Below are 23,050 nucleotides of genomic sequence, written 5' to 3'. Positions count from 1 at the left end.
CCTCGTGCTCACATGTCGTACGTGTGCGAACGCGGAGCGTGTCGGTTTCGGGAGCGGATGCGTCGCAGGGGTGATGTGACCTCACCTGTTTGGTGTTATATGAGCCGTATGCACCAACTGCTCCGGCGGCTGCGATCCTGGTACGGGATCCGCAGCCTTGCCGGCCAGATGTTCCTTCTGCAGGTCGGAGTCGTCCTGGTTCTCGTGGCGACGGCGGTCGCCGTCCTCCTGCTGCAGTCGCGAGCCGACGCCGACCGGGAGGCCCGCAACCGCACCCTCGCCGTGGCCTCCGCCGTCGCCTCGGATCCCACCGTGCGGCAGGCGCTGACCGGCACGCATCCGACCGCCGTGCTCCAGCAGTTGGCCGAGGACACCCGCAGACGTTCGCACGTGGACTTCGTCGTCGTGATGAGTCCCACGGGCATCCGCTACACCCATCCGAACCCCGCCCAGATCGGCCGCCGCTACATCGGCAGCATCGCGGCGGCGCAGCACGGCGGCATCGTCACCGAGACGACGACCGGGACACTGGGGCCCTCGGTGCGGACCGTCGTTCCCGTGACCACCCCCGAGGGCAAGGTCGTCGGGCTGGTCTCCGCGGGCATCACCGTCCACCAGGTGACTGTCGCGGCCGGCCGGCAGGCACCGCTCGTCCTGGCGGGCACCGGGCTGGCGATCGCGGCCGCCACCGGTGGCACGGCCCTCATCGGCAGGCGCCTGCGCCGCCAGACCCACGGTCTGGGGCCGGTGCAGATGACCCGCATGTACGAGCACCATGACGCCGTTCTGCACGCGGTCCGCGAAGGCGTCCTCATCGTCGGTCCGCAGGGCCGTCTGCTCCTGGCCAACGACGAGGCGCGGCGCCTGCTGGGACTCGCGGCGGACGTGGACGGCCTGCCCGTCACGGACCTGGGGATCGCCCCCGGGGCCGGACAGCTCCTCGCGTCCGGCAGGGCGACCACGGACGAGGTGGTCGAGGTCGGCGACCGGCTGCTGGCCGTCAGCCAGCGCCCCATGGACCGGCCGCCCGGACCCGGCGGCTGGGTAGCCACCCTGCGCGACACGACCGAACTCAGCGCGCTGATGGGCCGGGTCGAGGTGGTCCAGGAACGGCTCAAGCTGCTGTACGACGCCGGACTGCGCATCGGCACCACCCTCGACGTGCGGCACACCGCGGAGGAACTGGCGGAGTTCGCCGTACCCAGGTTCGCCGACTACGTCACCGTCGACCTGAGCGACGCCGTGCTGCGTGGCGAGGAGCCCGACGAGGTGGACGCGGAGGAGCTGCGCCGGGTCACCCTGCACGGCATCCGGCAGGGTGTGCCGCTCTACCCGCCCGGTGCGCTCATCCACTTCGACCCCTCCACCCCGCAGGGCGAGGGCTTCGGTTCCGGGCGGATGGTGCTGGAGGCCGACATGGCGGCGTTCTCCGGCTGGCAGGCCCAGGATCCCGAACGGGCACGGCAGCTGGTGGCCTACGGCATCCACTCCATGATCGCCGCCCCGCTGCGGGCCCGCGGCGCGATCCTCGGCGTGGCGACCTTCTGGCGTTCCAAGGAGCCGACCTCCTTCACCTGGGAGGATCTCTCGCTCGCCGAGGAGCTGGTCGCCCGCGCGGCGATCAGCGTCGACAACGCGCGCCGCTTCACGCGGGAGCGCACCATGGCGGTCACGCTGCAGCGCAGCCTGCTTCCGCACGCCCTGCCGGAGCAGAACGCCGTCGACGTGGCGCACCGCTACCTTCCGGCAGGGGCGGGGCCCGGTGGCGTCGGCGGCGACTGGTTCGACGTCATACCGCTCCCCGGAGCACGCGTCGCCATCGTGGTGGGCGACGTCGTGGGGCACGGACTGCACGCCGCCGCCACCATGGGCCAACTGCGCACCGCCGTACACAACCTCTCGACGCTCGACCTGCCCCCCGACGAACTTCTCTGGCACCTGGACGAGCTGGTCACCCGCCTCGACCAGGACCGCGAAGGCGACAACGGCACCCCGACGCTCACGGGCGCCACCTGCCTGTACGCGGTCTACGACCCGGTCTCACAGCTGTGCACGATGGCCAGGGCCGGTCACCTGGAACCCATCATCGTGCCCCCGGACGGCCACGCCCACCTGCCCGGGGTACCGGCCGGCCCACCGCTGGGGCTGGGCGGAATGCCCTACGAGAAGAGCGAGGTGGTGCTGCCCGAGGGCAGCGGCATCGTGCTCTACACCGACGGCCTGATCGAGGACCGGCGGCAGGACATCGACGAGGGCATCGAGCGTCTGCGCCGGGCCCTCGCGGTGGCGGGGCGTACGCCGGAGCAGATGTGCCGGGCGGCGATCGACGCCATGGTGCCCGGGGCGCCCCGCGACGACGTGGCGCTGATCGTCGCCCGCACCCGGATGCTGGACGACAAGCACACCGCGTCCTGGGCGGTGCCCTCCGACCCCTCGGCCGTCGCCGGTGTCCGTGCCGCGGCCACCGAGCTGCTGCGCGACTGGGGTCTGGAGGAGGAGGCGTTCACCCTGGAGCTCATCCTCAGCGAGCTGGTCACCAACGCCATCCGGCACGCGACGGGCCCCGTCGGGGTGCGCCTGATCCGGGACCGCAGCCTCATCTGCGAGGTCTCCGACGGCAGCAGCGTCTCTCCGCACCTGCGCCGGGCCACCACCATGGACGAGGGCGGCCGCGGACTCTTCCTGGTGGCCCAGTTCGCCGACCGCTGGGGGACCCGCTACACCGCCGACGGAAAGGTCATCTGGACCGAGCAGCGGCTCTGTACGCAGCTGTGAGGGGCGGCGGCCGCCTCGGCCGAGGGGCGCCGGTCCCCCCGGATGTTCGCGATCGGGCGGGGACGGGAAGCATGCCTGGCATGTCGAAGCCCGAGCTGGAGTTCCATCTGCCCGCCGGGCCGTGGCGGGCCCCGGCCGGCGCCGGTCCGGGCGTCGAGGAGTGCGTCCTGGCCGACGACCCCGCCCGCGGATCCCGTACGGCGCTGGTCCGCTGGGCGCCGGGCACCGACACCTCGGCGGACGGCGTGACACGCCACGACTTCTGGGAGGAGGTCTACCTGGTCGCGGGTGCCCTGCACGACCTGACGCTCGACCGGACCTTCACCGCCGGCATGTACGCCTGCCGCCCGCCCGGGATGCCGCACGGCCCCTGGACCTCCCCGGACGGCGTCACCATGCTGGTGATCACCTACCCCGGACCCGGCGGGCGCTGAAAGACGCCTCCACCCCGATCAGTTCGGGTTGCGGTGCAGGCCGGCGCGCCGTCGGTTCGGTCTGTGGAGCCCAGCGGCTGACGGTCCGTACGTAGTCGAGGATCACCGAGGCCATCGCGAGGACGAGAAGCGGTCCGGACACCCAGGGATGCGTGGCCATCTCCAGCGGCAGCCAGCGGTAGGACACCAGGAGTGCGGCGAAGACCGCCGTACCGTGGGCGACCAGCCGGATGCCCGACGGGTCCCAGCCGCGGTCGAGCGAGCGCAGGGCCGCCTCGACCGTGAGTGCGAACACCGCGCCGGCGACGAGATCCGCGCCGTAGTGGTAGCCGAAGCCCAGCGTCGCGGTGAGCGTGGCGATCAGCCAGAACGCGCCCGCCCAGCGCAGCACCCGGGGGCCCTGCCGGGAGTGCAGGAAGATCGCGGTGGCCCACGCCGTGTGCAGGCTCGGCATGCAGTTGCGCGGGGTGAACCCGTCGTACCGCAGGGGGTGCGGGGCGGTGACCGGCGGCACCGTTCGCGGCCACAGGTCGGCCGCCGGCCAGTGTCCGCCGTGCGGCGGCCGCTCCGGCCAGAGGCTGACCGACGCCCAGTGGTCGGCGCCGGTGCCGTAGGCGAAGACCGGTCCGACCACCGGGAAGAGCATGTAGACGGCCGGCCCGAGCAGGCCGATCACCAGGAAGGTGCGCACCAGATGGTGGCGCGGAAAGCGGCGCTCGGCCGCCACGCCGCGCAGTTGGTACAGCGCGACGGCGACCGCGGCCACGGCGAGCTGGCCGTAGACGACGTCGAGGACGTTGAAGCCGATCGGGCCGGTGGCCGTGACGATCCGGCCCACCAGCCACGACGGGTTGCCCAGGGCGTGGTCCGCGGTGGCCACGTACTGGTCGAGCACCGTCGGGCGGGTCTTCGAGGTGACGAGCAGCCAGGTGTCGCCGGTCTTGCGGCCGGTCACCAGCAGCAGGCCCAGCCCGACGCCCTTGAGCAGCAGGACGCGTTCGCGGCCGGCGCGGCGGGTCACGGCGACCACCGCACAGCCGAGCATCACCCACAACGCGCCGTTGCCGAACGGCTGGCCGCGGGTCACCTCGGCACCGCACGCCCACCGGACCGCCGCGAAGGCGAGGTCGATGCCGATCGCGGCGCCGAGGGCGGTGAACCGTTGCCGCCAGGGGAGCACCACCATCGTCAACGCAAGGCCGGCGTAGAGCAGAAAGCCGGATTTGGGGGCGCATATCACCTCTCGCGCCTGGTTGGTGATCGGCCCCGGCAGACCGTAGTGACGTGCGGCTGCCTCCAGTGCGACGAGGAACGCGAAGGCCGTGGCGGCTGCCACGGCCCAGAGTCTCGGTGGTGTGTGTCTCAAGGTCCGCCCGTTTTGCTAGAGGTTGCGGGACAGTTGGGGTGCTGTTCGACGTAGGAAGACGGAAAGGCCGCGGCCCGGGTTCCAGCCTTGTGCCCGACGGCGGTGCGGTCAATGGTGGGTTACCACGGGGTAAAGGGTTCGGCATCGTCCGTTCAACGTACTTGATCTGTGCATGACCCGTTCGATGGGATACGCGAAGACCACGTCGAGATCTCCTCGGAGACCGAGACCACTTCGTGAGACTCCGAACCACAGGGGGATTCATGCACATAGCCCGTACCGGGCGGGCCGTCGCGGCCGCCACGTCCGTCGCCGCCCTCGCGGCCACCGCGCTGACGGCCGCCGCGCCCACCGCCGTACCGCACACCCTCGCGGTACCGGCCGTCGTCGGGCACACCCTGGTGCACGGTGTGAGCAGCCCGCTCTCCAGCGAGCAGTGCCAGGCCAAGTGGCAGATCAACTGCTACAGCCCGCTCCAGTACCGCACCGCGTACGACCTGAACGCCCTCTACCGCAAGGGCGTCACGGGCAAGGGGCGCACCATCGTCATCGTCGACTCGTACGGCTCCCCGACCGTGCAGCACGATCTCGACGTCTACAGCAAGCAGTTCGGGCTGCCCAGCACCAAGGTGAAGGTCGTCAAGTGGGGGCACGTCCCCGCCTTCGACCCGAAGAACTCCGACATGACCGGCTGGGCCGGCGAGACCACCCTCGACGTCGAGATGGCGCATGCGGTGGCGCCCGCCGCGAAGATCGTCGTCGTGGAGACGGCGGTCTCCGAGACCGAGGGCACCACCGGTCTGCCGGAGATGATGGACGCCGAGAAGTACATGATCGACCACGGTGTCGGCGACGTCATCAGCCAGAGCTTCGGCGCCACCGAGAACACCTTCCCCGGCTTCGCCAAGGGCGACTTCTCCAGCATCAAGAAGCTGCGGTACGCCTTCCAGGACGCCAACCGCAAGCACGTGACCGTGCTCGCCGCCTCCGGTGACGGCGGCGCCACCGACCTGCAGGCGGACGGCAAGACGTACTACAAGAAGCGCGTCAACTCCTGGCCCTCCTCGGACCCGTTGGTCACCTCGATCGGCGGCACCCAGCTCCACCTGGACGACAAGGGCAACCGCGTCAAGCCGGACAGCGTCTACAACGACTACGGCTCCGGCGGCGGCGGCCAGTCCCACGTCTTCACCCGCCCGTCCTTCCAGAACGGCGTGAAGAAGGTGGTCGGCACCCGTCGCGGCACCCCGGACATCTCGATGTCCGCCGCGGTCAACGGCGGCGCCTGGATCTACTCCAGCTTCGACCCGACCGCCACCGGCTGGGACGTCAGCGGCGGCACCAGCGAGGCCACCCCGCTCTTCGCGGGCATCGTCGCCCTCGCCGACCAGGCGGCCGGCCAGCGCCTGGGCAACATCCAGAAGAGGCTGTACGACCTCTCCTCCTACCACTCCAAGGGCACCGGCATCGTCGACGTCAACGACGGCACGAACAACAGCTACCAGGGAGTGACCGGCTACAAGGCCGTCAACGGCTACGACCTCGCCACCGGCGTCGGCACCGTGGACGCCCTGCGCTTCGTCCCGGCCCTCGTCAAGCAGAAGCCCTGACACTGACCGCACCGCAAGGACAACGGCCCGGGTCCCGCACCCGGGCCGTTCCCGTTCCCGTCCCGACCGCGCCCTCCTCCTCGGCTGTGCCCTCTTCCTCAAGCCATGCCCTCTTCCTCGGCCGCCTGTGCCGCCGGGTGGGCGGGGGCGGTGCAGGTGACGTGCGGGGGCGGGCGAAGGACGATGGAGGGGAGGTGTGAGGGCGACGCGGTGAGACCGGCCGGCTGCGGTGTCCGGTGGTCTCCTCGGCGTCCGCCCGGGGCCACGGCGGCCGAGCCGGCAGAACGGGCGGTGACCGGCATGCGTGATGCCACCCCGAGCGGCGGGAGCGGCGCCGTACCGCCCGACCCGGCGGACCCGGCCACGGCGGTCGTCGACGACCGGGGAGTCGTGACGGGGTGGAGCGCGGGCGCCGAGCGGCTGCTCGGCTACCCCTGCCAGGAGGCCGTCGGCAGCCCCGTCAGCCGTCTGATCGTCTCGGCACCCGAGGGCGGGGACGGCCTCACGGACCTGACCACGGCCGCGACGACGGCCCTGCTCCGGCACCGGGACGGCCGGACCGTCGCGGTACGGGTACGGGCGTATCCGTCGGTCGACCGCGAGGGCCGTGCCCAGCGGCTCCTCGTGGTGGCACCACCGGAGCCGCCACAGCCGGACGCGGTGACGGGGGACGAGGCGTTCGCCCAGTGCCGGCTGCCCGTGATGGTGTACGACTCCGCGCTGCGGGTCGTGCGGGCGAGCGCCGGTGCCGTGCGCGAACTCGGCCTGCGCGAGGAGCGGATGCGCGGCCGGCCCGTCACCGACATCCTGCCGCCGCACCTCTGTCACCGGATCGAGAGCGGCATGGGCCGGGTGTTCGCGACGGGCGAGCCCGAGGAGTTCCACATCCGGGGCCGGGTCCGGCCGGACGCCCCCGAGAAGGTCTGGTCCGTCACCGTCTCCCCGCTCGTCACACCGGCCGGGCAGGTGCGGCACGTGGAGGTCTCCGCGCTCGACGTCAGCGAGCAGTACCTGGCCAGGGAGCGGCTCGCACTGCTGAACGACATCAGCGCCCGGGTGGGCAGCACCCTGGACGTGATGCGCACGGCGCAGGAGATGGCCGACGTGACGGTGGACCGGCTCGCCGACTTCATCACCATCGACCTGCTCGACTCCCTGTGCCGCGGCGTCGAGCCGAAACCGTCCGTGACCGGCCGGGTCCCGCTGCGGCGCGCGGCACAGCAGTCCGTGCTGCGCGGGGCGCCCGAGGCGGTGATCGAGCCCGGAGACGTGGACGACTACCCCGCGTCCGCACCGCCCGTCCGCTGCCTGGCCACCGGCAGGTCCTCGCTGCACAACACCGGGGACGAGGCGATCCGGGCCTGGGAGCTCGCCGATCCCGAGCGGTCGTGGGTGGTCCGCAGGTTCGGGATCCACTCGATCATGGTCATTCCGCTGCGGGCCCGCGGCATCACCCTCGGCGTGGCGGTCCTCGTCCGGCACCGGCGCGAGGACCCGTTCACCCGCGACGACCTGCTGCTGGCCGAGGAGATCGCCGCGCGCGCCGCCGTGGCCGTGGACAACGCCCGCCGGTACACCCTCGAACGCGGCACCGCGCTCGCCCTCCAGCGCAGCCTCCTGCCCCGCCGGTTCTCGGCCCAGGACGCGGTCGAGGTGGCCCATCGCTACCTCCCGGCCCGTACCCGGGCGGGGCCGGGCGGCGACTGGTTCGACGTGATCCCGCTCTCCGGCGCCAGGGTCGCGCTGGTGGCGGGCGACGTGGTGGGCCACGGACTGCGGGCGTCGGCCACCATGGGGCGGCTGCGGACCGCGGTGCGCACCCTGGCCGACGTCGAACTTCCCGCCGACGAACTGCTCACCCACCTCGACGACCTGGTCACCCTCCTGGCGGCCGAGGAGGAGACCACCGCGGAGCACGAGCCCGACCTCGTACCCTGCAGCGATCTCATCGCCACCTGCCTGTACGTGGTCTACGACCCGGTCTCCCGCCGGTGCACGGCCGCCAGCGCGGGCCACCCGCCACCCGCCGTCGCCGCCCCGGACGGACCGGCGGACTTCCTCGACGTGCCGCCCGGCCCGCCGCTGGGCGCGGGCGGGCTGCCCTTCGAGACCGTCGAGCGGGAACTGCCCCCGGGCAGCCTTCTCGCGCTGTACACCGACGGCCTGCTCAAGGGGCCCGGGCAGGACCTGGGCGACGGTCTGGCGCGGCTGCGCCGCTCCCTCGACCGGGCTGCCGCCCTGCCGCTGGAGGAGCTGTGCGACGAGCTGCTCCCGGCGCTGCTGCCCCCGCAGCCCGAGGACGACGTCGCCCTGCTCGTCGCGCGCACCCGGGCGCTCGACGCGGACCGGGTCGCCACCTGGGACCTGCCCTCCGACCCGGCCGTGGTCGCCGACGCCCGTGCCCGGGTACTGGCCCGGCTGGAGGCCTGGCACCTGCCGGACGTGGCGTTCACGGCCGAGCTGGTGGTCAGCGAACTCGTCACGAACGCGATCCGCTACGGGCAACCGCCCGTCCAGCTGCGGCTGATCCGGGGGACCACACTGCTCTGCGAGGTCTCCGACGGCAGCGGCACCGCCCCGCACCTGCGCCGGGCCCGCGGCTACGACGAGGGCGGCCGCGGCCTGCTGCTCGTCGCCCGGCTCGCCCGCCGCTGGGGCACCCGTCAGCAGCCCGGCGGCAAGACCATCTGGGCCGAGATCGGACTCACCGGGCCGGACACGTGACGGCGGCGGTCACGGGGGCACCACGTCGCCCGCGACCGCCGCGCCGCCCTCGACCGCCGCACCGCCCGTGACCGCCCCTCGTGACCGCCGCGCCGCCCGGGAAGGCGGCCGCCCCGGTCTCAGCCGCGCCGGTCGTCGCGGACCGGCGACCGCGTACCGTCGCGGCCGACCGTCAACCGCGCCGGGGCATACGGCACATAGGCCGCCCCGTCCAGGCCGAGCGCGGTGGCGGACCGCTGGAGGGCGGCCGGTGTCGCGGCGTCGTCCCAACGGCCGGTGTCCACACGGTGTTCGAGGGCGTGCAGCGAGGCCACGGTCTCGGCGGTGGTGAACGCGCAGTGGCCCTGCCGTTCGACATACGCCTGCCGCAGCAGCGCGCCGTCGCCCGAGGCGCGCACCCGCTCGGCGAAGCGGTTCTCCTGCTCCACCGGGACCAGGTTGTCGGCGGTGGTGTGGACGTCGAGCAACGGCACCTCGAGTCCCTGGCCGGCGGAGGACGTCTGCCGCGCGGTACGGACCGCCGCGGGATCGGCGCTGATCGCGGCGCCCGCGGTCAGTGTTCGCAGGTCGGCGGCCAGGTCCAGCCCGGCCGCCGTGTACAGGGCGCGGACCTGGGGCGCGTGTTCGGAACCGGCGAGCAGACCGGCGTAGTCGACGCCCCGGTTCCACGAGTTGTTGCCGCCGACCGACTGCTCGACGGCGTACCGGCCGCCCTCGACGAACGCCAGGATGCCCTGTGCGAACCAGTCGTACTGCTGTGCCTCCTGGCCCGCCCAGTCGGTCGCGGCGGGCCTGGCCTTTCCGGGCGACCAGGCGGGCAGGTTGAGGAAGGCGGCGGCGAGCGCGATCCTGGCCCGGCCCTGCGGGGTGGCCTGCGCGGCGGTGACCGCGTCGGTGAGCTGCTGCGCGGCGGCGGCCGCCGCGTCGGCGGAGCCGAAGCGCACCAGCTGCAGGTCCTGGGCCGGCAGCAGCAGCCGGGCGATCGCGTACTCGGCGTCCAGCTGGTAGTTGTCCAGGTCCGTGGCGCCCGCGACCAGGCCGCACTGGCCGAGCGCGCCGTCGATGCGGCCGCCGCCGTCCCGGGCCAGCTGCGCGTTCACGAGCCCGCCCATGGACTGCCCCAGGGCGAGGGTGCGCCGCGGCGTGCCGATCTTCGCGGTGACGGCGTCGAGGGTGGCGAACTGGTCGCGCTCGGCGCTGTTCAGGGCCCACATCGAGCCATGGGGGTCGTACGAGGACCCCGCCAGCGCATAGCCCTCGGCGAGCAGCTCGGTGCGGACGGCGTCGGTGGGGGCGTCCCTGGCGACGGTGGGGCCGAAGCCGTGGCTGAACAGCAGCAGGGTGCCGTTCCAGTGTTCGGGTACGTCCGCGATCCAGGTGGCGCCGTCGGAGAGGGTGCCGGTCAGGCTGCCGGCGGCCGGCGTGTCCGCCCGGGCGGCGGGTGCGGGCAGGGTGGCGAGGGCCGTGGCGGTCAGTGTGGCCAGGGCGGCCAGGGCGATGCGCAGTCGGGTGCGGGAGGCGCGGGTGCGGGTGCTGACTGACATGGAGGCGGCTCCTTGCGCGCGGGGGTGACGGACGGCGGAGCGGTGCTCGGTGCGCTGAGCGAGGGCATCGAGGAATGTAGGGCCTGTTTGTTGCGGCCGTCAATGAATTGCACAACATGGGGCTTGAAGCGCTTCGGCCTCCACTTCGCCGAGGTAGCGACAGCGAAGGCAGCGAAGGCGGCGAAGCCGGCGAAGACGGTGAACGCCCTTGGCCGGACGGCCCGTTACCCGCCCGCCGCCCCGCATCGGCCCCTTCGTGATCCACGGTCCGCCGGTCCGGTGAACTCCCGTGCAACCGGCCTGACCTGGGGGAACGTCCGCCCGTCCGGGCATCTCGGGTCGACGTGCCGGGCACGCCCCAACTGCCGTGTTGTCCTTACGTCTTGACGTACCCCGCCACTGCGCGTTTGCTTCCTTCACACCATCGGTTGCGCATGACGCTCCCCCCATTCGGAAGGCGCCTGATGTGAGCGTTCCTACCCTCCGCGGGACCCCCCTGCCCCGCCTCGCGATAACCCTGGCCGCCTCCGCGTCCGCTCTCACGCTCACCGCGTGCGGCGTCGTCGACGGCATCGGCGGGAGCGGTGACTCCGCGACCCCGAAGAAGGGCGACGACATCACGGTCGGGCTGTTGCTGCCCGACAAGGACACGGCCCGCTTCGAGGCCTTCGACCACCCCATCTTCAAGAAGGAGGTCGCCGCCCTCACGCACGGCAAGGGCAAGGTCGACTACGCCAACGCCGAGGCGAGCCAGGACAAGCAGAGCCGGCAGTTCCAGGAGATGGTGTCCAAGAAGGTCGACATCATCGTGGTGGACGCGCTGGACGCCAAGGCCATCGCGCCGGACGTCCAGAAGGCGAAGGACGCCGGCATCCCCGTCATCGCCTACGACCGGCTCGCGCAGGGCCCGATCGACGCCTACGTCTCCCATGACAACGAACTCGTCGGCGAGGTCCAGGGCCGCGCCATCATGGAGGCGCTCGGCAGCAAGGCCGCCACCAGCGACATCGTCATGATGAACGGCGACCCCGCGGACCCGAACACCGCGAGTTTCAAGGAGGGCGCCCTCACCGAACTCAAGGACAAGGTCCACATCGCCGAGCAGTACGACACCGACAAGTGGTCGCCCGCGGTCGCCGAGGCGAACATGAAGAAGGCGATCCGGGCCGTCGGCCTGAACAACATCGCCGCCGTCTACTCGGCCAACGACGGCATGGCCGGCGCCGTCATCGACGCGCTGAAGCAGGCGGGCGCCACCACGATCCCCCCGGTCACCGGGCAGGACGCGAACCTGGACGCGGTGCAGCGGGTCGTCTCGGGCGAGCAGTACATGAGCGTGTACAAGTCGTTCCTGGACGAGGCCACCGACGCCGCGGAGATGGCGGTGTACAAGGTGCAGGGCCGCGACATCCAGTACGACGCGCTGACCCAGGACAAGGTCGACAGCCCGACCCAGAAGGACATCCCCGCGACGCTGGTGCCGGTGGTCTCCCTCACCAGGGACAACATCAAGGACACGGTGATCGCGGACGGCGTCTACACCGTCGCCGACATCTGCACCCCGAAGTACCGGTCGGCGTGCGCCGCGATCGGCCTGGAGTAGCCGGGGGAAGGGGGCGGCGATCAGGCCGCTGAGCCCGGACGGCCCTGTGTCTGCGTGCGGAACCGCCCCGGGGTGGCTCCGAACTCCCGCTTGAAGGCGTGCGAGAGGGCGTAGGGAGTGCCGTAGCCGACCCGGCGGGCGATGGCGGCCAGCGGCTCCTCGGTGTCGCGGAGCAGGGTCGCGGCGAGGGTCAGACGCCACCAGGTGAGGTACGTCATCGGCGCCCGGCCCACCAGGCCGGTGAACCGGCGGGCCAGGGTCGGCCGGGAGACGCCCACCTCGGTGGCGAGGCGGTCGTTGGTCCAGGCGGCGGCCGGGTCCGCGTGCAGCGCGCGCAGCGCGGCGGCGGTGACCGGATCGGTCAGCACGGCCGGCCAGGTACCGGTCGCGCCCTCGGCCATCCAGGACCGGATCATGTAGACGAACAGCAGGTCCAGCAGGCTGGGGACCACCGTGCCCGACCCGGGCCGCCGCGCGTCCAGCTCCCGGCCCAGCAGGTCGATCGCCGCCCGGAGTTCGGGGTGGCTGCCCACCCGGTTGGGCAGGTGGACGGCCTCGGGCAGCTCCGCCATGAGCGGGTGGGCGTGGCTGCGGTCGAGCCGGTACTTGCCGCACAGCAGCTCCACCCCGCCGTACGCCCCGTACGCCGTCCGTCCGTCCGCCCCCTCGTCCCCCGCCCAGCGCTCGAACGGCACCGCGCGTCGCACGGCCGCCGCGTCGGCGGGGGAGTCGGCGAGCACATGCCCCGTGCCGTGCGGGAGCAGCACCGCGTCTCCGGTGCCCAGCGGGACCGGGGCGCCGCCGTCGGGAAGCAGCCAGCAGGTCCCCTTCAGTACGACGTGGAAGCCCGCGCCCTCGTACGGAGCCAGCCGTGTGCACCAGGTGCCGCTCACCCGCACCCGGTTGGACGAGGGCTGTCCGACCCTGACGGCCGCGATCGCGTCGCTCAGCACATCCACGGCGGCAGGCTAGCCCACAAGGCTCGGAGGTGAGCCGAGCACGTATTTCGAGGAGCACGAAGAGCATTGAGACGCTCACCAGTGCTCCCTAGGGTCGATTCCATGGAGAGCGAGAATTCCCCGAGCATCCCGAGCATCCTGAGCGGCCCGAGTATCCGGAGCGAGAGTTCCGGACGCGACGATTCCCGGCGCGAGGGCTTCGTACAGCGCACCGTGCTGGGTGACGTCGAGGTCATCCGCGTCGTCGAGTGGCAGGGGCCGTTCACGCCGGCCCGCACCCTCGTGCCGCGGTCGTCCGCCGAGGTCTGGGCGGACAACGCGGACTGGCTGGCGCCGGACCACTGGGACCCGGCGGCCGACCGGGCGGTGGCCGCACTGGGCACCTGGGTGCTGCGCAGCGGCGGGCGGACCGTGCTGGTCGACACCCCGGTGGGCAACGGCCGCGAGCGGCCCGGCCTGCCCGGGTTCCACCAGTGGCAGGGCGACTTCCTCGGGCTGCTGGCCCGGGCCGGGGTGCGGCCTCAGGACGTCGACGTCGTCGTCAACACCCATGTGCACGCCGACCACGTCGGCTGGAACACGGTCGGCGTCGAGGGCGGCTGGGCGCCCGCCTTCCCCAACGCCCGGTACCTCGTCCCGACCGCCGACGACTTCCACTTCGGGCCGGAGAACGGGTACGGAAACGGGGTGGGGGAGGACGACCGGCTCGTCTACGAGGACAGCATCGCGCCGGTCCACCGGGCCGGTCAGACCGTCCTGTGGGACGGCGTCCACCGCATCGACGAACACCTCACCCTGGAGTCGGCACCCGGCCACACCCCCGGCTCCTCGGTGCTCCGGCTCGCGTCGGGGAGCGATCGCGCGGTCTTCGTCGGCGACCTGCTGCACAGTCCGGTCCAGATCCTCCGGCCGCAGTGGAACAGCTGCTTCTGCCTCGACCCCGCGCAGGCGGAGGCCAGCCGCCGCCGGATCCTCGAACGGGCCGCCGCCACCCGTGAACTGGTCATCCCCGCGCACTTCGGCGGACCGGGCGCGGTGGAGGTCCGCAAGGAGGGCGGGGGGTTCGCGCTCGGCCCCTGGGCGGCCTTCGCGCCCTGACGGGTCCGCGGGCCGTCCGGCGTTCCACAGGTACCCCGGCCGCCCGGGGCGGCGCCGGCGGTCGGCCGGATCGTCAGGCGGGCGACCGGGCCGGGGTCTCTCCCCCGGCCGGCGGCGGGGACGGGGGCGCTGCCAGGAACTCCACCACGGCCAGCACGAACAGCAGGCACAGGGCGATGCCGACCACCACCCAGCCGGTGGGGAACGACCACAGCAGGTAGACCAGCACCGCCACGGCCACCAGGACCCAGGTGATCCAGGCGCGGTAGCGGCGTACGAAGGGGCCGACCGGGCCGGTGCGCAGTCCGGCGCGGTCGGCGGTGCCGCGTACCGCTCCGATCCCGGACGTCCACAGGCCCCGGACCAGCCCGGCGTACCGGCCGGCGCCGGTGAGCCAGGCGGCCAGGGCGACGACGACGGCCAGGGCCACGACCATGCGCACGCCGGTGCGCAGGAAGTGGGTCAGCGCGTCGTAGACGGCGGCCGCCGCGCCCGGGGAGACGCCCGCGGGCAGCCGGTCCAGGTAGAACACGCGGAACACGCGCAGCCCGATGCCGAGCAGCCCGGTGGTGACGGCGACGCCGATGCAGCCGGCCACCAGGGCCCGGCGCCGCCGGACCGCGAGCAGCACCCCGGCGGCGACCAGCAGCACGGCCAGCACGGGCAGCCAGTTCCCGGCGAGCTGGAGCAGCCGTACGTAGGTCTTGACCTTGCCGACCTGGTCGGACCTGACGAGGGTGAAGTCGGTGTGCACGGCGGGGATGTGCTCGGCGGGGGTCAGTCCGGCGTCGACGAGCCGCTGCTTGACCTGGTCCACGAGGGGGCCGATGTCGAGGGTGACGCTGTCGTTCGTCAGCTGCACCGCGCCGCCGCCGCTGCCGGTGAGCGCCTTGTCGAGACTGCTGTGGATCCGGCGGTTGGCGTCGGTCCACACGGTCCGGAACGCGTCGGACGCGGCGACCTCGCGGGCCTTGTCGTGGACGAAACTGCGCACGGCCCCTTCGAGCGCGTCGCCGAGTCTGCCGCCCAGCGCCTGCTGCAGGCGGGGCCGGTCCGCGGGGGCCACGTCGGCGAGCAGGGCGGGCAGGTCGAGGTGGCTCATGAGCGCGTCGGTGGCCCGGTTGGCCACGGCGTTCTGCACGTCGGGATCCGAGGCGAGCGGGGCGACCGTGCTGACGTAGCGGTCGGTGTCGCCCACCTGGTCCGCCGCCCACGACGCGACCACGGCGAGCGGGGCGAGCAGGCAGCCGACGACGACCAGGACGACGGCGAGGAGAGATCTGACGTGGTGCCGGGGAGGCCGGACCCGTTCCTTCTCCAGGGCCGCGACCCGGGCCCGAAGTTCCCGGACGTCGTCGGACCGGCCGGCCTCGCCGTCCGCGTGCGCGCTGTCCTCCGTCACCCGTACCTCCAGGTCGCTCCGCTCCTCCTCCAGCCGAACCGCCAGGGAGCACACACGCGAGCAGAGGTGGGCCGTCCGGGTCACCGGCGCGGCCGGCCGGGCAGTCGGCGAAGGCGCGCGACTCGCGGGCGAGGAGCCGCTCGAAGTCGGTCAGGCGAGGTCGAGGTAGCGGTCGATGCGGGAGTCGTCCTCGTCGGTGGCGAGCCACCGTGAGCAGGGGAACGACCATTCCTTGTCGGAGTCCTCGTCCCGGATCGTGATGCGGTCCAGGAACCACCCCGGCCTGGAGCCCGAGTTGTCGTGACGGATGCGGACCCGGTAGAGATCCCCCAGGTCCTTGAGGGTGTGGGTGAACGTGTCCGCGCTGTCGCGCTCGAAGTCGTCCCTTCCGCTGTCGAGTTGCAGTTCGTCGCTGCTGCCGTTGCTGCCGAAGACCGTGAGGTAGACGTTGGCGTCTGTTCCGGCGCTGTCCACGTCCCCGGTGTGGACGGTGATCCTGTAATCCGGCATGGCCACCCCCTGGGCATGTTTTCCGGCATGGTCCTGCAATTGCTCGTACGACCGCAATCCGTCGCCGGACAGCCGCGGACGGCTCGATGTGGCAGTAGTCCGGGTACTCGGAATGCATTGCCGGAGTCGGACGAAATGCGGGCCCGCCGTACCGTGAGATCGTCGATCGATTCGGAGCGCGGTCTCCTACTTCCATATGCGGGCTTTCTTTTTCCCGCCGTATCCAGGAGGGTGATTCGGCGAACCAGGTCTCCGGCAGAATGGGGTGGAGTTCCGATGGCGACCGTCTGGCTCGAAAAAGTGTTCAATCAGAGCGACTACAGTTTCACCCTCCTGCAGAACGACGGAACGTGGCGGCCGTACTGCAGGGAGCGGGGAAAGAGCTACGGCAGGGACGAGGAAATCGTACTGGGCAGCGGTGACGTCCTGACGTTCGACCACTTCTTCCTCCCCTGGGTCGACTGGGGCAGGCTGCGCGTACAGGGACCGGAAGGCGGCATCGATTTCGTCGTCGGGCCCGTCAGCTGGTCCAGCCTGGACAATCTGCGCGGGTTCGACGACCGGCAGGAAGAGATATTCACCGCCGAGATGGGCCCCAGGGGATCGTGGTGGTCATCCTCCGTCTCCCTGCACCTCACCTTTCACAACGACGGCATGCGGTGGTCGATCTGGTCCGCGACCAAGGTCGGCACGGACATTCTGGGAAAGGCCGCCTCCTATCTGGACCTGGCCGCCACCGAACTCATCAAGAAATTGATCGGCAGCCTGTTCGAAAAGCCGCGCGTGTGAAAACCGGCAGTCCCTGATTTCCTGGAGAAAAAACGACGCCCTCCGGACCGCAGCGGTCCGGAGGGCGTCGTTCGGTGTGTGATACGCGGGTTACTTCACCGGCTCCGGCTCCGGAGCGGGCTCCTGCTCCGTCTCGCCCGCCGGGTCGACCGGGGTCCGGACCGAGTCGAGGAGCAGCTGGGCCACGTCCACCACCTGGATGGACTCCTTGGCCTTGCCGTCGTTCTTCTTGCCGTTGACCGAGTCGGTGAGCATCACGAGGCAGAAGGGGCAGGCGGTGGACACGATGTCGGGGTTGACCGACAGCGCCTCGTCGACACGCTCGTTGTTGATGCGCTTGCCGATCCGCTCCTCCATCCACATCCGCGCGCCACCGGCGCCACAGCAGAAGCCGCGCTCCTTGTGGCGGTGCATCTCCTCGTTTCGCAGGCCCGGGACGCTGGCGATGATCTCGCGCGGGGGCGTGTAGATCTTGTTGTGGCGGCCCAGGTAGCAGGGGTCGTGGTAGGTGATGATGCCCTCGACCGGGGTGACCGGGATCAGCTTGCCCTCGTCCACCAGGTGCTGGAGCAGCTGGGTGTGGTGGATGACCTCGTAGTCGCCGCCGAGCTGCGGGTACTCGTTGCCGATGGTGTTGAGGCAGTGCGGGCAGGTGGCGACGATCTTCTTCGCCGACTTCGGCTTGCGGGACTCCTCCGTCACCTTGCCGTCGTCGTCCAGCTCCTCGCCGAACGCCGTGTTCAGCGCCATGACGTTCTCCATGCCGAGCTCCTGGAACAGGGGCTCGTTGCCCAGGCGGCGGGCGGAGTCGCCGGTGCACTTCTCGTCGCCGCCCATGATCGCGAACTTGACGCCCGCGATGTGGAGGAGTTCCGCGAAGGCCTTCGTCGTCTTCTTGGCGCGGTCCTCCAGGGAGCCCGCGCAGCCGACCCAGTACAGGTACTCGACCTCGGTGAGGTCCTCGATGTCCTTGCCGACGACCGGGACCTCGAAGTCGACCTCCTTGAGCCACTCCAGGCGCTGCTTCTTGGCCAGGCCCCAGGGGTTGCCCTTCTTCTCCAGGTTCTTGAGCATCGTGCCCGCCTCGGACGGGAACGCGGACTCGATCATCACCTGGTAGCGGCGCATGTCGACGATGTGGTCGACGTGCTCGATGTCCACCGGGCACTGCTCGACACAGGCGCCGCAGGTGGTGCAGGACCACAGCACGTCCGGGTCGATGACGCCGTTCTCCTCGGCGGTGCCGATGAGGGGGCGCTCGGCCTCCGCGAGGGCCGCGGCGGGCACCCCGGCCAGCTGCTCCTCGGACGCCTTCTCCTCGCCCTCCGCGTTCTTGCCGCCGCCCGCCAGCAGGTAGGGCGCCTTGGCGTGCGAGTGGTCGCGCAGGGACATGATCAGCAGCTTGGGGGAGAGCGGCTTGCCGGTGTTCCAGGCCGGGCACTGCGACTGGCAGCGGCCGCACTCGGTGCAGGTGGAGAAGTCGAGCAGGCCCTTCCAGGAGAAGTGCTCGATCTGGGAGACACCGAAGACGTCGTCCTCACCGGGGTCGGTGAAGTCGATCGGCTTGCCGCCCGAGGTCATCGGGAGCAGGCCGCCGAGCGAGGTCTCACCGGTCGCGTTCCGCTTGAACCAGATGTTCGGGAAGGCGAGGAAGCGGTGCCAGGCGACGCCCATGTCGGTCTTGAGGGAGACCGTGATCATCCAGATGAAGGAGGTCCCGATCTTGATCATCGCCGTGAGGTAGACCAGGTTCTGCAGCGTGTCGACGCTCGTGCCCCGGAAGGCGGCGACCAGGGGGTACGAGGCGAAGTACGCGGCCTCGTAGCCGTGCACGCCGGCGAGGGCGCCCTCCAGGCCGCGCAGGGTCATGATGGCGAGGCCGATGATGAGGATCACGGCCTCGACGAAGTAGGCCTGGCCGAAGTTCGAGCCGGCGAACCGGGACTTGCGGCCCGGCCGGCGCGGGTGGCTCAGCTGCCGGATGACGATGAGCGTGAGGATGCCCAGCGTGGTCATCGTGCCGATGAACTCGACGAACATCTCGTACGGCAGCCAGTGGCCGATGACCGGCAGCATCCAGTCGGCCTGGAACAGCTGGCCGAAGGCGTTGATCAGCGTCAGCACCAGGGAGAAGAAGCCGACGGCGACGAACCAGTGCGCGACACCCACCACACCCCACCGGTTCATCCGGGTGTGGCCGAGGAACTCCCTGATCACCGTGGCGGTGCGGGCGGTCCAGTCGTCGGTGCGGGTGCCCGCCGGGACGTCCTGGCCGAGCCGTACGAACCGGTAGATCTGCGCGATGGCGCGGCTGAACAGCGCGACGCCGACCACGGCGAGTACCAGCGACACGATGATCGCGGCGAGTTGCATGGGGGCTCCTCGGGCCTGCGAGGGGTCTCTTCGGGTCTCTTCGCGTCGCTTCGCGAGGTTCCCGAAATTACTAAGCGGTAACTTATGCAGTCGGTCTGAGACTACCCGCATCTTTACTCGCACTGTAGTCAGGTGCGGGGTGATCTGGATCGCTGAGGTCTGCCTGAGGCCCGCCTGGGCGGTACGCCCCAACCCGATCGTGTTATTCGTACAGAATTGTTACATTCAGGTCTAATTTGGACCCGTGCTCTACGGGATCGCCGCCGCCACCACCGCCTTCCTGCTCGCCGCCGTCCTCGCCGCGCTCATCCGGCCGTGTGCCCTGCGGCTCGGGCTCGTCGACCGCAGGCGGGCCCGGCGTGTGCCCGCGCTGGGCGGCCTCGCCGTGGTCGGCGCCACCTGCCTGGTCGCGTACGCGGGCGACTGGACCGGGGTCGCCCCGCTCGGTACCGGCGTCGGGGAGCTGGTGGCCGCCGGGGGAGCCGTGGCGCTGCTCGGGCTGGTCGCCGACGTGTGGCGGCTCAAGACGCGGTTCCTGCTGTTCGGTACGGCGGTGGCGGCCGCGTGCGTCGTGCCGTACGGCGAGTTCGGCGCCGTCGGCGGGCTGCTCGGCGCCGGGTGGATCGCCTTCGTCGCCGTCGCCTTCAAGGGGCTCGACCACGCGGACGGGCTGGCCGGGACCGTCGGGGTGGTGACCGCCTTCGGGACCGGGGCCTGTGCCGCGGCCGAGGTGATGGACGGGCTCGCCGTGCTGCTCAGTGTGCTGGCGGCCGCGCTCACCGGGTTCCTGATGCACAACTGGCATCCCGCGCGGATCGCCCTCGGTGCCACCGGCTCGCTGTTCGCCGGGTTCGTGCTGGCCGCGGCCGCGTTGATCACCCGGACCGGGCACGATCCCGCCGCGAGCGCGGGCGTGCTGTTCGCGCTCACCGCCGTCGCGAGCGCCGACGTGCTGCTCGTCCTGCTGTCGCGGCTGTTCGCCGGTCGGCCGGTGCTGCGGCGCGGGCCCGACCATCTCGTGCACCGGCTGCGGCGCCTGGGGCTCACCTCGCAGGGGGCGACCGTCGCCCTGGGTGCCGGATCATTCGCCGGGGTGCTCGTCGCGGTGCTCGTGCACGGCGGCTGGGTCGGCCGGACCGGCGCCACATGGGTCGCCTGCGTCACCTTCGGTGTCGTGCTCGTACTCCTTCGAATCCCGGTGTACGGGCCCCGGCATGGAGAGTCATCGCAGGTCAGCGGGCACTTGCGTGTAAGGAGCGGATAAGACTTGAGTCTGACCCACTCAGGTCTGTTGACCCAGGGCGAGGCTTGATGCACACTTGAGTCCGTTCCACTCAAGTCAGCTGGAGGAAATCACCATGGCACGTGCGGTCGGCATCGACCTGGGCACGACTAACTCCGTCGTCAGCGTTCTTGAAGGCGGCGAGCCCACCGTCATCACCAACGCCGAGGGTGCCCGGACCACGCCGTCCGTCGTCGCCTTCGCGAAGAACGGCGAGGTTCTGGTAGGCGAGGTCGCCAAGCGCCAGGCGGTCACCAACGTGGACCGGACCATCCGGTCCGTGAAGCGTCACATGGGTACCGACTGGAAGATCCAGCTGGACGGGAAGGACTTCAACCCCCAGCAGATCTCCGCGTTCATCCTGCAGAAGCTCAAGCGGGATGCAGAGGCCTACCTGGGCGAGAAGGTGACCGACGCGGTCATCACCGTCCCGGCCTACTTCAACGACTCCGAGCGCCAGGCGACGAAGGAAGCCGGCGAGATCGCCGGTCTGAACGTCCTGCGCATCGTCAACGAGCCCACCGCGGCCGCGCTCGCGTACGGCCTCGACAAGGACGACCAGACGATCCTCGTCTTCGACCTCGGTGGCGGCACCTTCGACGTGTCCCTCCTGGAGATCGGCGACGGCGTCGTCGAGGTGAAGGCCACCAACGGCGACAACCACCTCGGCGGTGACGACTGGGACCAGCGCGTCGTCGACTACCTGGTCAAGCAGTTCGCGGCCGGCCACGGCGTGGACCTCGGCAAGGACAAGATGGCCCTGCAGCGCCTCCGCGAGGCCGCCGAGAAGGCCAAGATCGAGCTGTCCAGCTCCACCGAGACCTCGATCAACCTGCCGTACATCACCGCCTCCGCCGAGGGCCCCCTGCACCTCGACGAGAAGCTCACCCGCGCCCAGTTCCAGCAGCTGACCGCGGACCTCCTGGAGCGCTGCAAGACGCCGTTCCACAACGTCATCAAGGACGCCGGCATCCAGCTCGGCGAGATCGACCACGTCGTCCTCGTCGGCGGCTCCACCCGTATGCCCGCCGTCGCCGAGCTCGTCAAGGAGCTGACCGGCGGCAAGGACGCCAACAAGGGCGTGAACCCGGACGAGGTCGTCGCCATCGGCGCCGCCCTGCAGGCCGGTGTCCTCAAGGGTGAGGTCAAGGACGTCCTGCTCCTCGACGTGACCCCGCTGTCCCTCGGTATCGAGACCAAGGGCGGCATCATGACCAAGCTCATCGAGCGGAACACGACGATCCCGACCAAGCGGTCCGAGATCTTCACCACCGCCGAGGACAACCAGCCCTCCGTCCAGATCCAGGTCTACCAGGGCGAGCGCGAGATCGCGGCGTACAACAAGAAGCTCGGCATGTTCGAGCTGACCGGTCTGCCGCCGGCCCCGCGCGGTGTCCCGCAGATCGAGGTCGCCTTCGACATCGACGCCAACGGCATCATGCACGTGACCGCGAAGGACCTCGGCACGGGCAAGGAGCAGAAGATGACCGTCACCGGCGGCTCCTCGCTGCCGAAGGACGAGGTCGACCGGATGCGCCAGGAGGCCGAGCAGTACGCGGAGGAGGACCACCGCCGCCGCGAGGCCGCCGAGACCCGCAACCAGGGCGAGCAGCTCGTCTACCAGACCGAGAAGTTCCTCAAGGACAACGAGGACAAGGTCCCGGGCGAGATCAAGACCGAGGTCGAGGCCGCCATCGAGGAGCTCAAGGAGCACCTCAAGGGCGAGGACACCGCCGAGATCCGTACCGCCACCGAGAAGGTCGCGGCCGTCTCCCAGAAGCTGGGCCAGGCCATGTACGCCGACGCCCAGGCCTCGCAGGCCGCCGCCGGCGGTGCCGGTGCCCCCGCCGGTGACGCCGCCGACGACGTGGTGGACGCCGAGATCGTCGACGACGAGCGCAAGGACGGTGCCGCGTGACGGAGGAGACCCCGGGCTTCGAGGAGAAGCCCGACGTCCCCTCCGGCGCCACCCCCGACGACGCCGCGCCGAAGGCCGCTCCCGCACAGGGGGCGGCCCCGGCCGGGGACTCAAGCGCACAGCTCGCCGGTCTGACGGCCCAGCTGGACCAGGTGCGCACCGCGCTCGGCGAGCGCACCGCGGACCTCCAGCGCCTCCAGGCCGAGTACCAGAACTACCGCCGCCGGGTGGAGCGCGACCGGATCACGGTCCGGGAGATCGCCATCGCGAACCTCCTGACCGAACTCCTGCCCGTGCTCGACGACATCGGCCGCGCGCGGGAACACGGCGAACTGGTCGGCGGTTTCAAGTCGGTGGCCGAGTCGCTCGAGACGGTCGCGGCGAAGATGGGCCTGCAGCAGTTCGGCAAGGAGGGCGAGCCCTTCGACCCGACGATCCACGAGGCGCTGATGCACAGCTACGCGCCGGACGTCACCGAGACGACGTGCGTGGCCATCCTGCAGCCCGGGTATCGCATCGGCGAGCGCACCATCCGCCCCGCGCGGGTGGCGGTCGCCGAACCGCAGCCGGGAGCGACGGCGGTGAAGGCCGAGGGGGCCGACGAGGCCCCGGCGGCCGGCGACGAGAAGGACAACGGCCCTGAGGAGGGCTGACGCGATAAGT

Annotated in this window: 16 protein-coding genes; 10 read left to right on the top strand and 6 right to left on the bottom strand. The window is 71.3% G+C overall.

Annotated features, from left to right (window positions below; translation table 11 throughout):
- Nucleotides 1-108 precede the first annotated feature (108 nt).
- Together KVT45_RS30610 and KVT45_RS30605 are read left to right on the top strand one after the other, a co-directional pair.
- Nucleotides 109-2,775, top strand: coding sequence for a SpoIIE family protein phosphatase (locus KVT45_RS30610; RefSeq protein ID WP_217552364.1), 2,667 nt, complete (start codon nucleotides 109-111; stop codon nucleotides 2,773-2,775).
- 80 nt (nucleotides 2,776-2,855) lie between these two features.
- Entirely contained in the window at nucleotides 2,856-3,209 is a 354-nt protein-coding gene (locus KVT45_RS30605; RefSeq protein ID WP_217552363.1) for a cupin domain-containing protein, read from the top strand.
- Here KVT45_RS30605 and KVT45_RS30600 read toward each other — a convergent pair.
- On the bottom strand, nucleotides 3,181-4,545 hold the full coding sequence (locus KVT45_RS30600) for a phosphatase PAP2 family protein (RefSeq protein WP_217552362.1): 1,365 nt from the start codon (nucleotides 4,543-4,545) through the stop codon (nucleotides 3,181-3,183). The genes KVT45_RS30605 and KVT45_RS30600 overlap by 29 nt on opposite strands.
- A 293-nt stretch (nucleotides 4,546-4,838) precedes the next feature.
- On the opposite strand from KVT45_RS30600, the gene KVT45_RS30595 reads away from it, so the two are divergent.
- Together KVT45_RS30595 and KVT45_RS30590 are read left to right on the top strand one after the other, a co-directional pair.
- Complete coding sequence (locus KVT45_RS30595; protein WP_217552361.1) at nucleotides 4,839-6,185, top strand: S8 family serine peptidase; 1,347 nt, start codon at nucleotides 4,839-4,841, stop codon at nucleotides 6,183-6,185.
- 300 nt (nucleotides 6,186-6,485) lie between these two features.
- Nucleotides 6,486-8,909 carry a SpoIIE family protein phosphatase gene (locus tag KVT45_RS30590; RefSeq protein WP_217552360.1) on the top strand — a complete coding sequence of 808 codons (2,424 nt, stop codon included), beginning with the start codon at nucleotides 6,486-6,488 and terminating at the stop codon, nucleotides 8,907-8,909.
- 119 nt (nucleotides 8,910-9,028) lie between these two features.
- On the opposite strand, the gene KVT45_RS30585 is transcribed toward KVT45_RS30590, so the two are convergent.
- Nucleotides 9,029-10,453 (bottom strand): alpha/beta hydrolase, encoded by a 1,425-nt coding sequence (locus tag KVT45_RS30585; RefSeq protein WP_217552358.1) that lies wholly within the window; start codon nucleotides 10,451-10,453, stop codon nucleotides 9,029-9,031.
- Between the two features lie 496 nt (nucleotides 10,454-10,949).
- Between KVT45_RS30585 and KVT45_RS30580 the strand changes: the two genes are divergently transcribed.
- On the top strand, nucleotides 10,950-12,056 hold the full coding sequence (locus tag KVT45_RS30580) for a sugar ABC transporter substrate-binding protein (protein ID WP_217552400.1): 1,107 nt from the start codon (nucleotides 10,950-10,952) through the stop codon (nucleotides 12,054-12,056).
- Between the two features lie 20 nt (nucleotides 12,057-12,076).
- Here the strand turns inward: KVT45_RS30580 and KVT45_RS30575 are convergent, their stop codons facing one another.
- Nucleotides 12,077-13,015, bottom strand: coding sequence for an AraC family transcriptional regulator (locus tag KVT45_RS30575; RefSeq protein WP_217552357.1), 939 nt, complete (start codon nucleotides 13,013-13,015; stop codon nucleotides 12,077-12,079).
- Nucleotides 13,016-13,117: 102 nt separating this feature from the next.
- On the opposite strand from KVT45_RS30575, the gene KVT45_RS30570 reads away from it, so the two are divergent.
- Nucleotides 13,118-14,113 (top strand): MBL fold metallo-hydrolase, encoded by a 996-nt coding sequence (locus tag KVT45_RS30570; protein WP_217552356.1) that lies wholly within the window; start codon nucleotides 13,118-13,120, stop codon nucleotides 14,111-14,113.
- A 73-nt stretch (nucleotides 14,114-14,186) separates the two neighbouring features.
- On the opposite strand, the gene KVT45_RS30565 is transcribed toward KVT45_RS30570, so the two are convergent.
- Together KVT45_RS30565 and KVT45_RS30560 are read right to left on the bottom strand one after the other, a co-directional pair.
- Nucleotides 14,187-15,515 (bottom strand): hypothetical protein, encoded by a 1,329-nt coding sequence (locus KVT45_RS30565; RefSeq protein WP_217552355.1) that lies wholly within the window; start codon nucleotides 15,513-15,515, stop codon nucleotides 14,187-14,189.
- A 150-nt stretch (nucleotides 15,516-15,665) separates the two neighbouring features.
- Entirely contained in the window at nucleotides 15,666-16,025 is a 360-nt protein-coding gene (locus KVT45_RS30560; protein WP_217552354.1) for a PLAT/LH2 domain-containing protein, read from the bottom strand.
- Between the two features lie 276 nt (nucleotides 16,026-16,301).
- Between KVT45_RS30560 and KVT45_RS30555 the strand changes: the two genes are divergently transcribed.
- A complete protein-coding gene (locus KVT45_RS30555) occupies nucleotides 16,302-16,814 on the top strand; it encodes a hypothetical protein (RefSeq protein WP_217552353.1) in 513 nt (170 codons plus the stop codon).
- A gap of 90 nt (nucleotides 16,815-16,904) precedes the next feature.
- Here the strand turns inward: KVT45_RS30555 and KVT45_RS30550 are convergent, their stop codons facing one another.
- Nucleotides 16,905-19,187 (bottom strand): (Fe-S)-binding protein, encoded by a 2,283-nt coding sequence (locus KVT45_RS30550; RefSeq protein WP_217552352.1) that lies wholly within the window; start codon nucleotides 19,185-19,187, stop codon nucleotides 16,905-16,907.
- A gap of 244 nt (nucleotides 19,188-19,431) precedes the next feature.
- Between KVT45_RS30550 and KVT45_RS30545 the strand changes: the two genes are divergently transcribed.
- The 3 genes from KVT45_RS30545 to grpE all read left to right on the top strand — a co-directional run bounded on the left by KVT45_RS30545 (nucleotide 19,432) and on the right by grpE (nucleotide 23,040).
- A complete protein-coding gene (locus KVT45_RS30545; protein WP_217552351.1) occupies nucleotides 19,432-20,451 on the top strand; it encodes an MraY family glycosyltransferase in 1,020 nt (339 codons plus the stop codon).
- A gap of 94 nt (nucleotides 20,452-20,545) precedes the next feature.
- On the top strand, nucleotides 20,546-22,387 hold the full coding sequence (gene dnaK, locus KVT45_RS30540) for a molecular chaperone DnaK (protein ID WP_217552350.1): 1,842 nt from the start codon (nucleotides 20,546-20,548) through the stop codon (nucleotides 22,385-22,387).
- Nucleotides 22,384-23,040 (top strand): nucleotide exchange factor GrpE, encoded by a 657-nt coding sequence (gene grpE, locus KVT45_RS30535; protein ID WP_089100115.1) that lies wholly within the window; start codon nucleotides 22,384-22,386, stop codon nucleotides 23,038-23,040. The genes dnaK and grpE overlap by 4 nt, the downstream gene beginning before the upstream one ends.
- Nucleotides 23,041-23,050 lie beyond the last annotated feature (10 nt).

The organism is Streptomyces sp. GbtcB6, from assembly GCF_019091475.1.
In the GTDB taxonomy this organism is placed as follows: Bacteria; Actinomycetota; Actinomycetes; order Streptomycetales; family Streptomycetaceae; genus Streptomyces; species Streptomyces hyaluromycini.
Note: the sequence above shows the minus strand (reverse complement) of the source record. Positions and strands in the feature narration are given on the sequence as shown.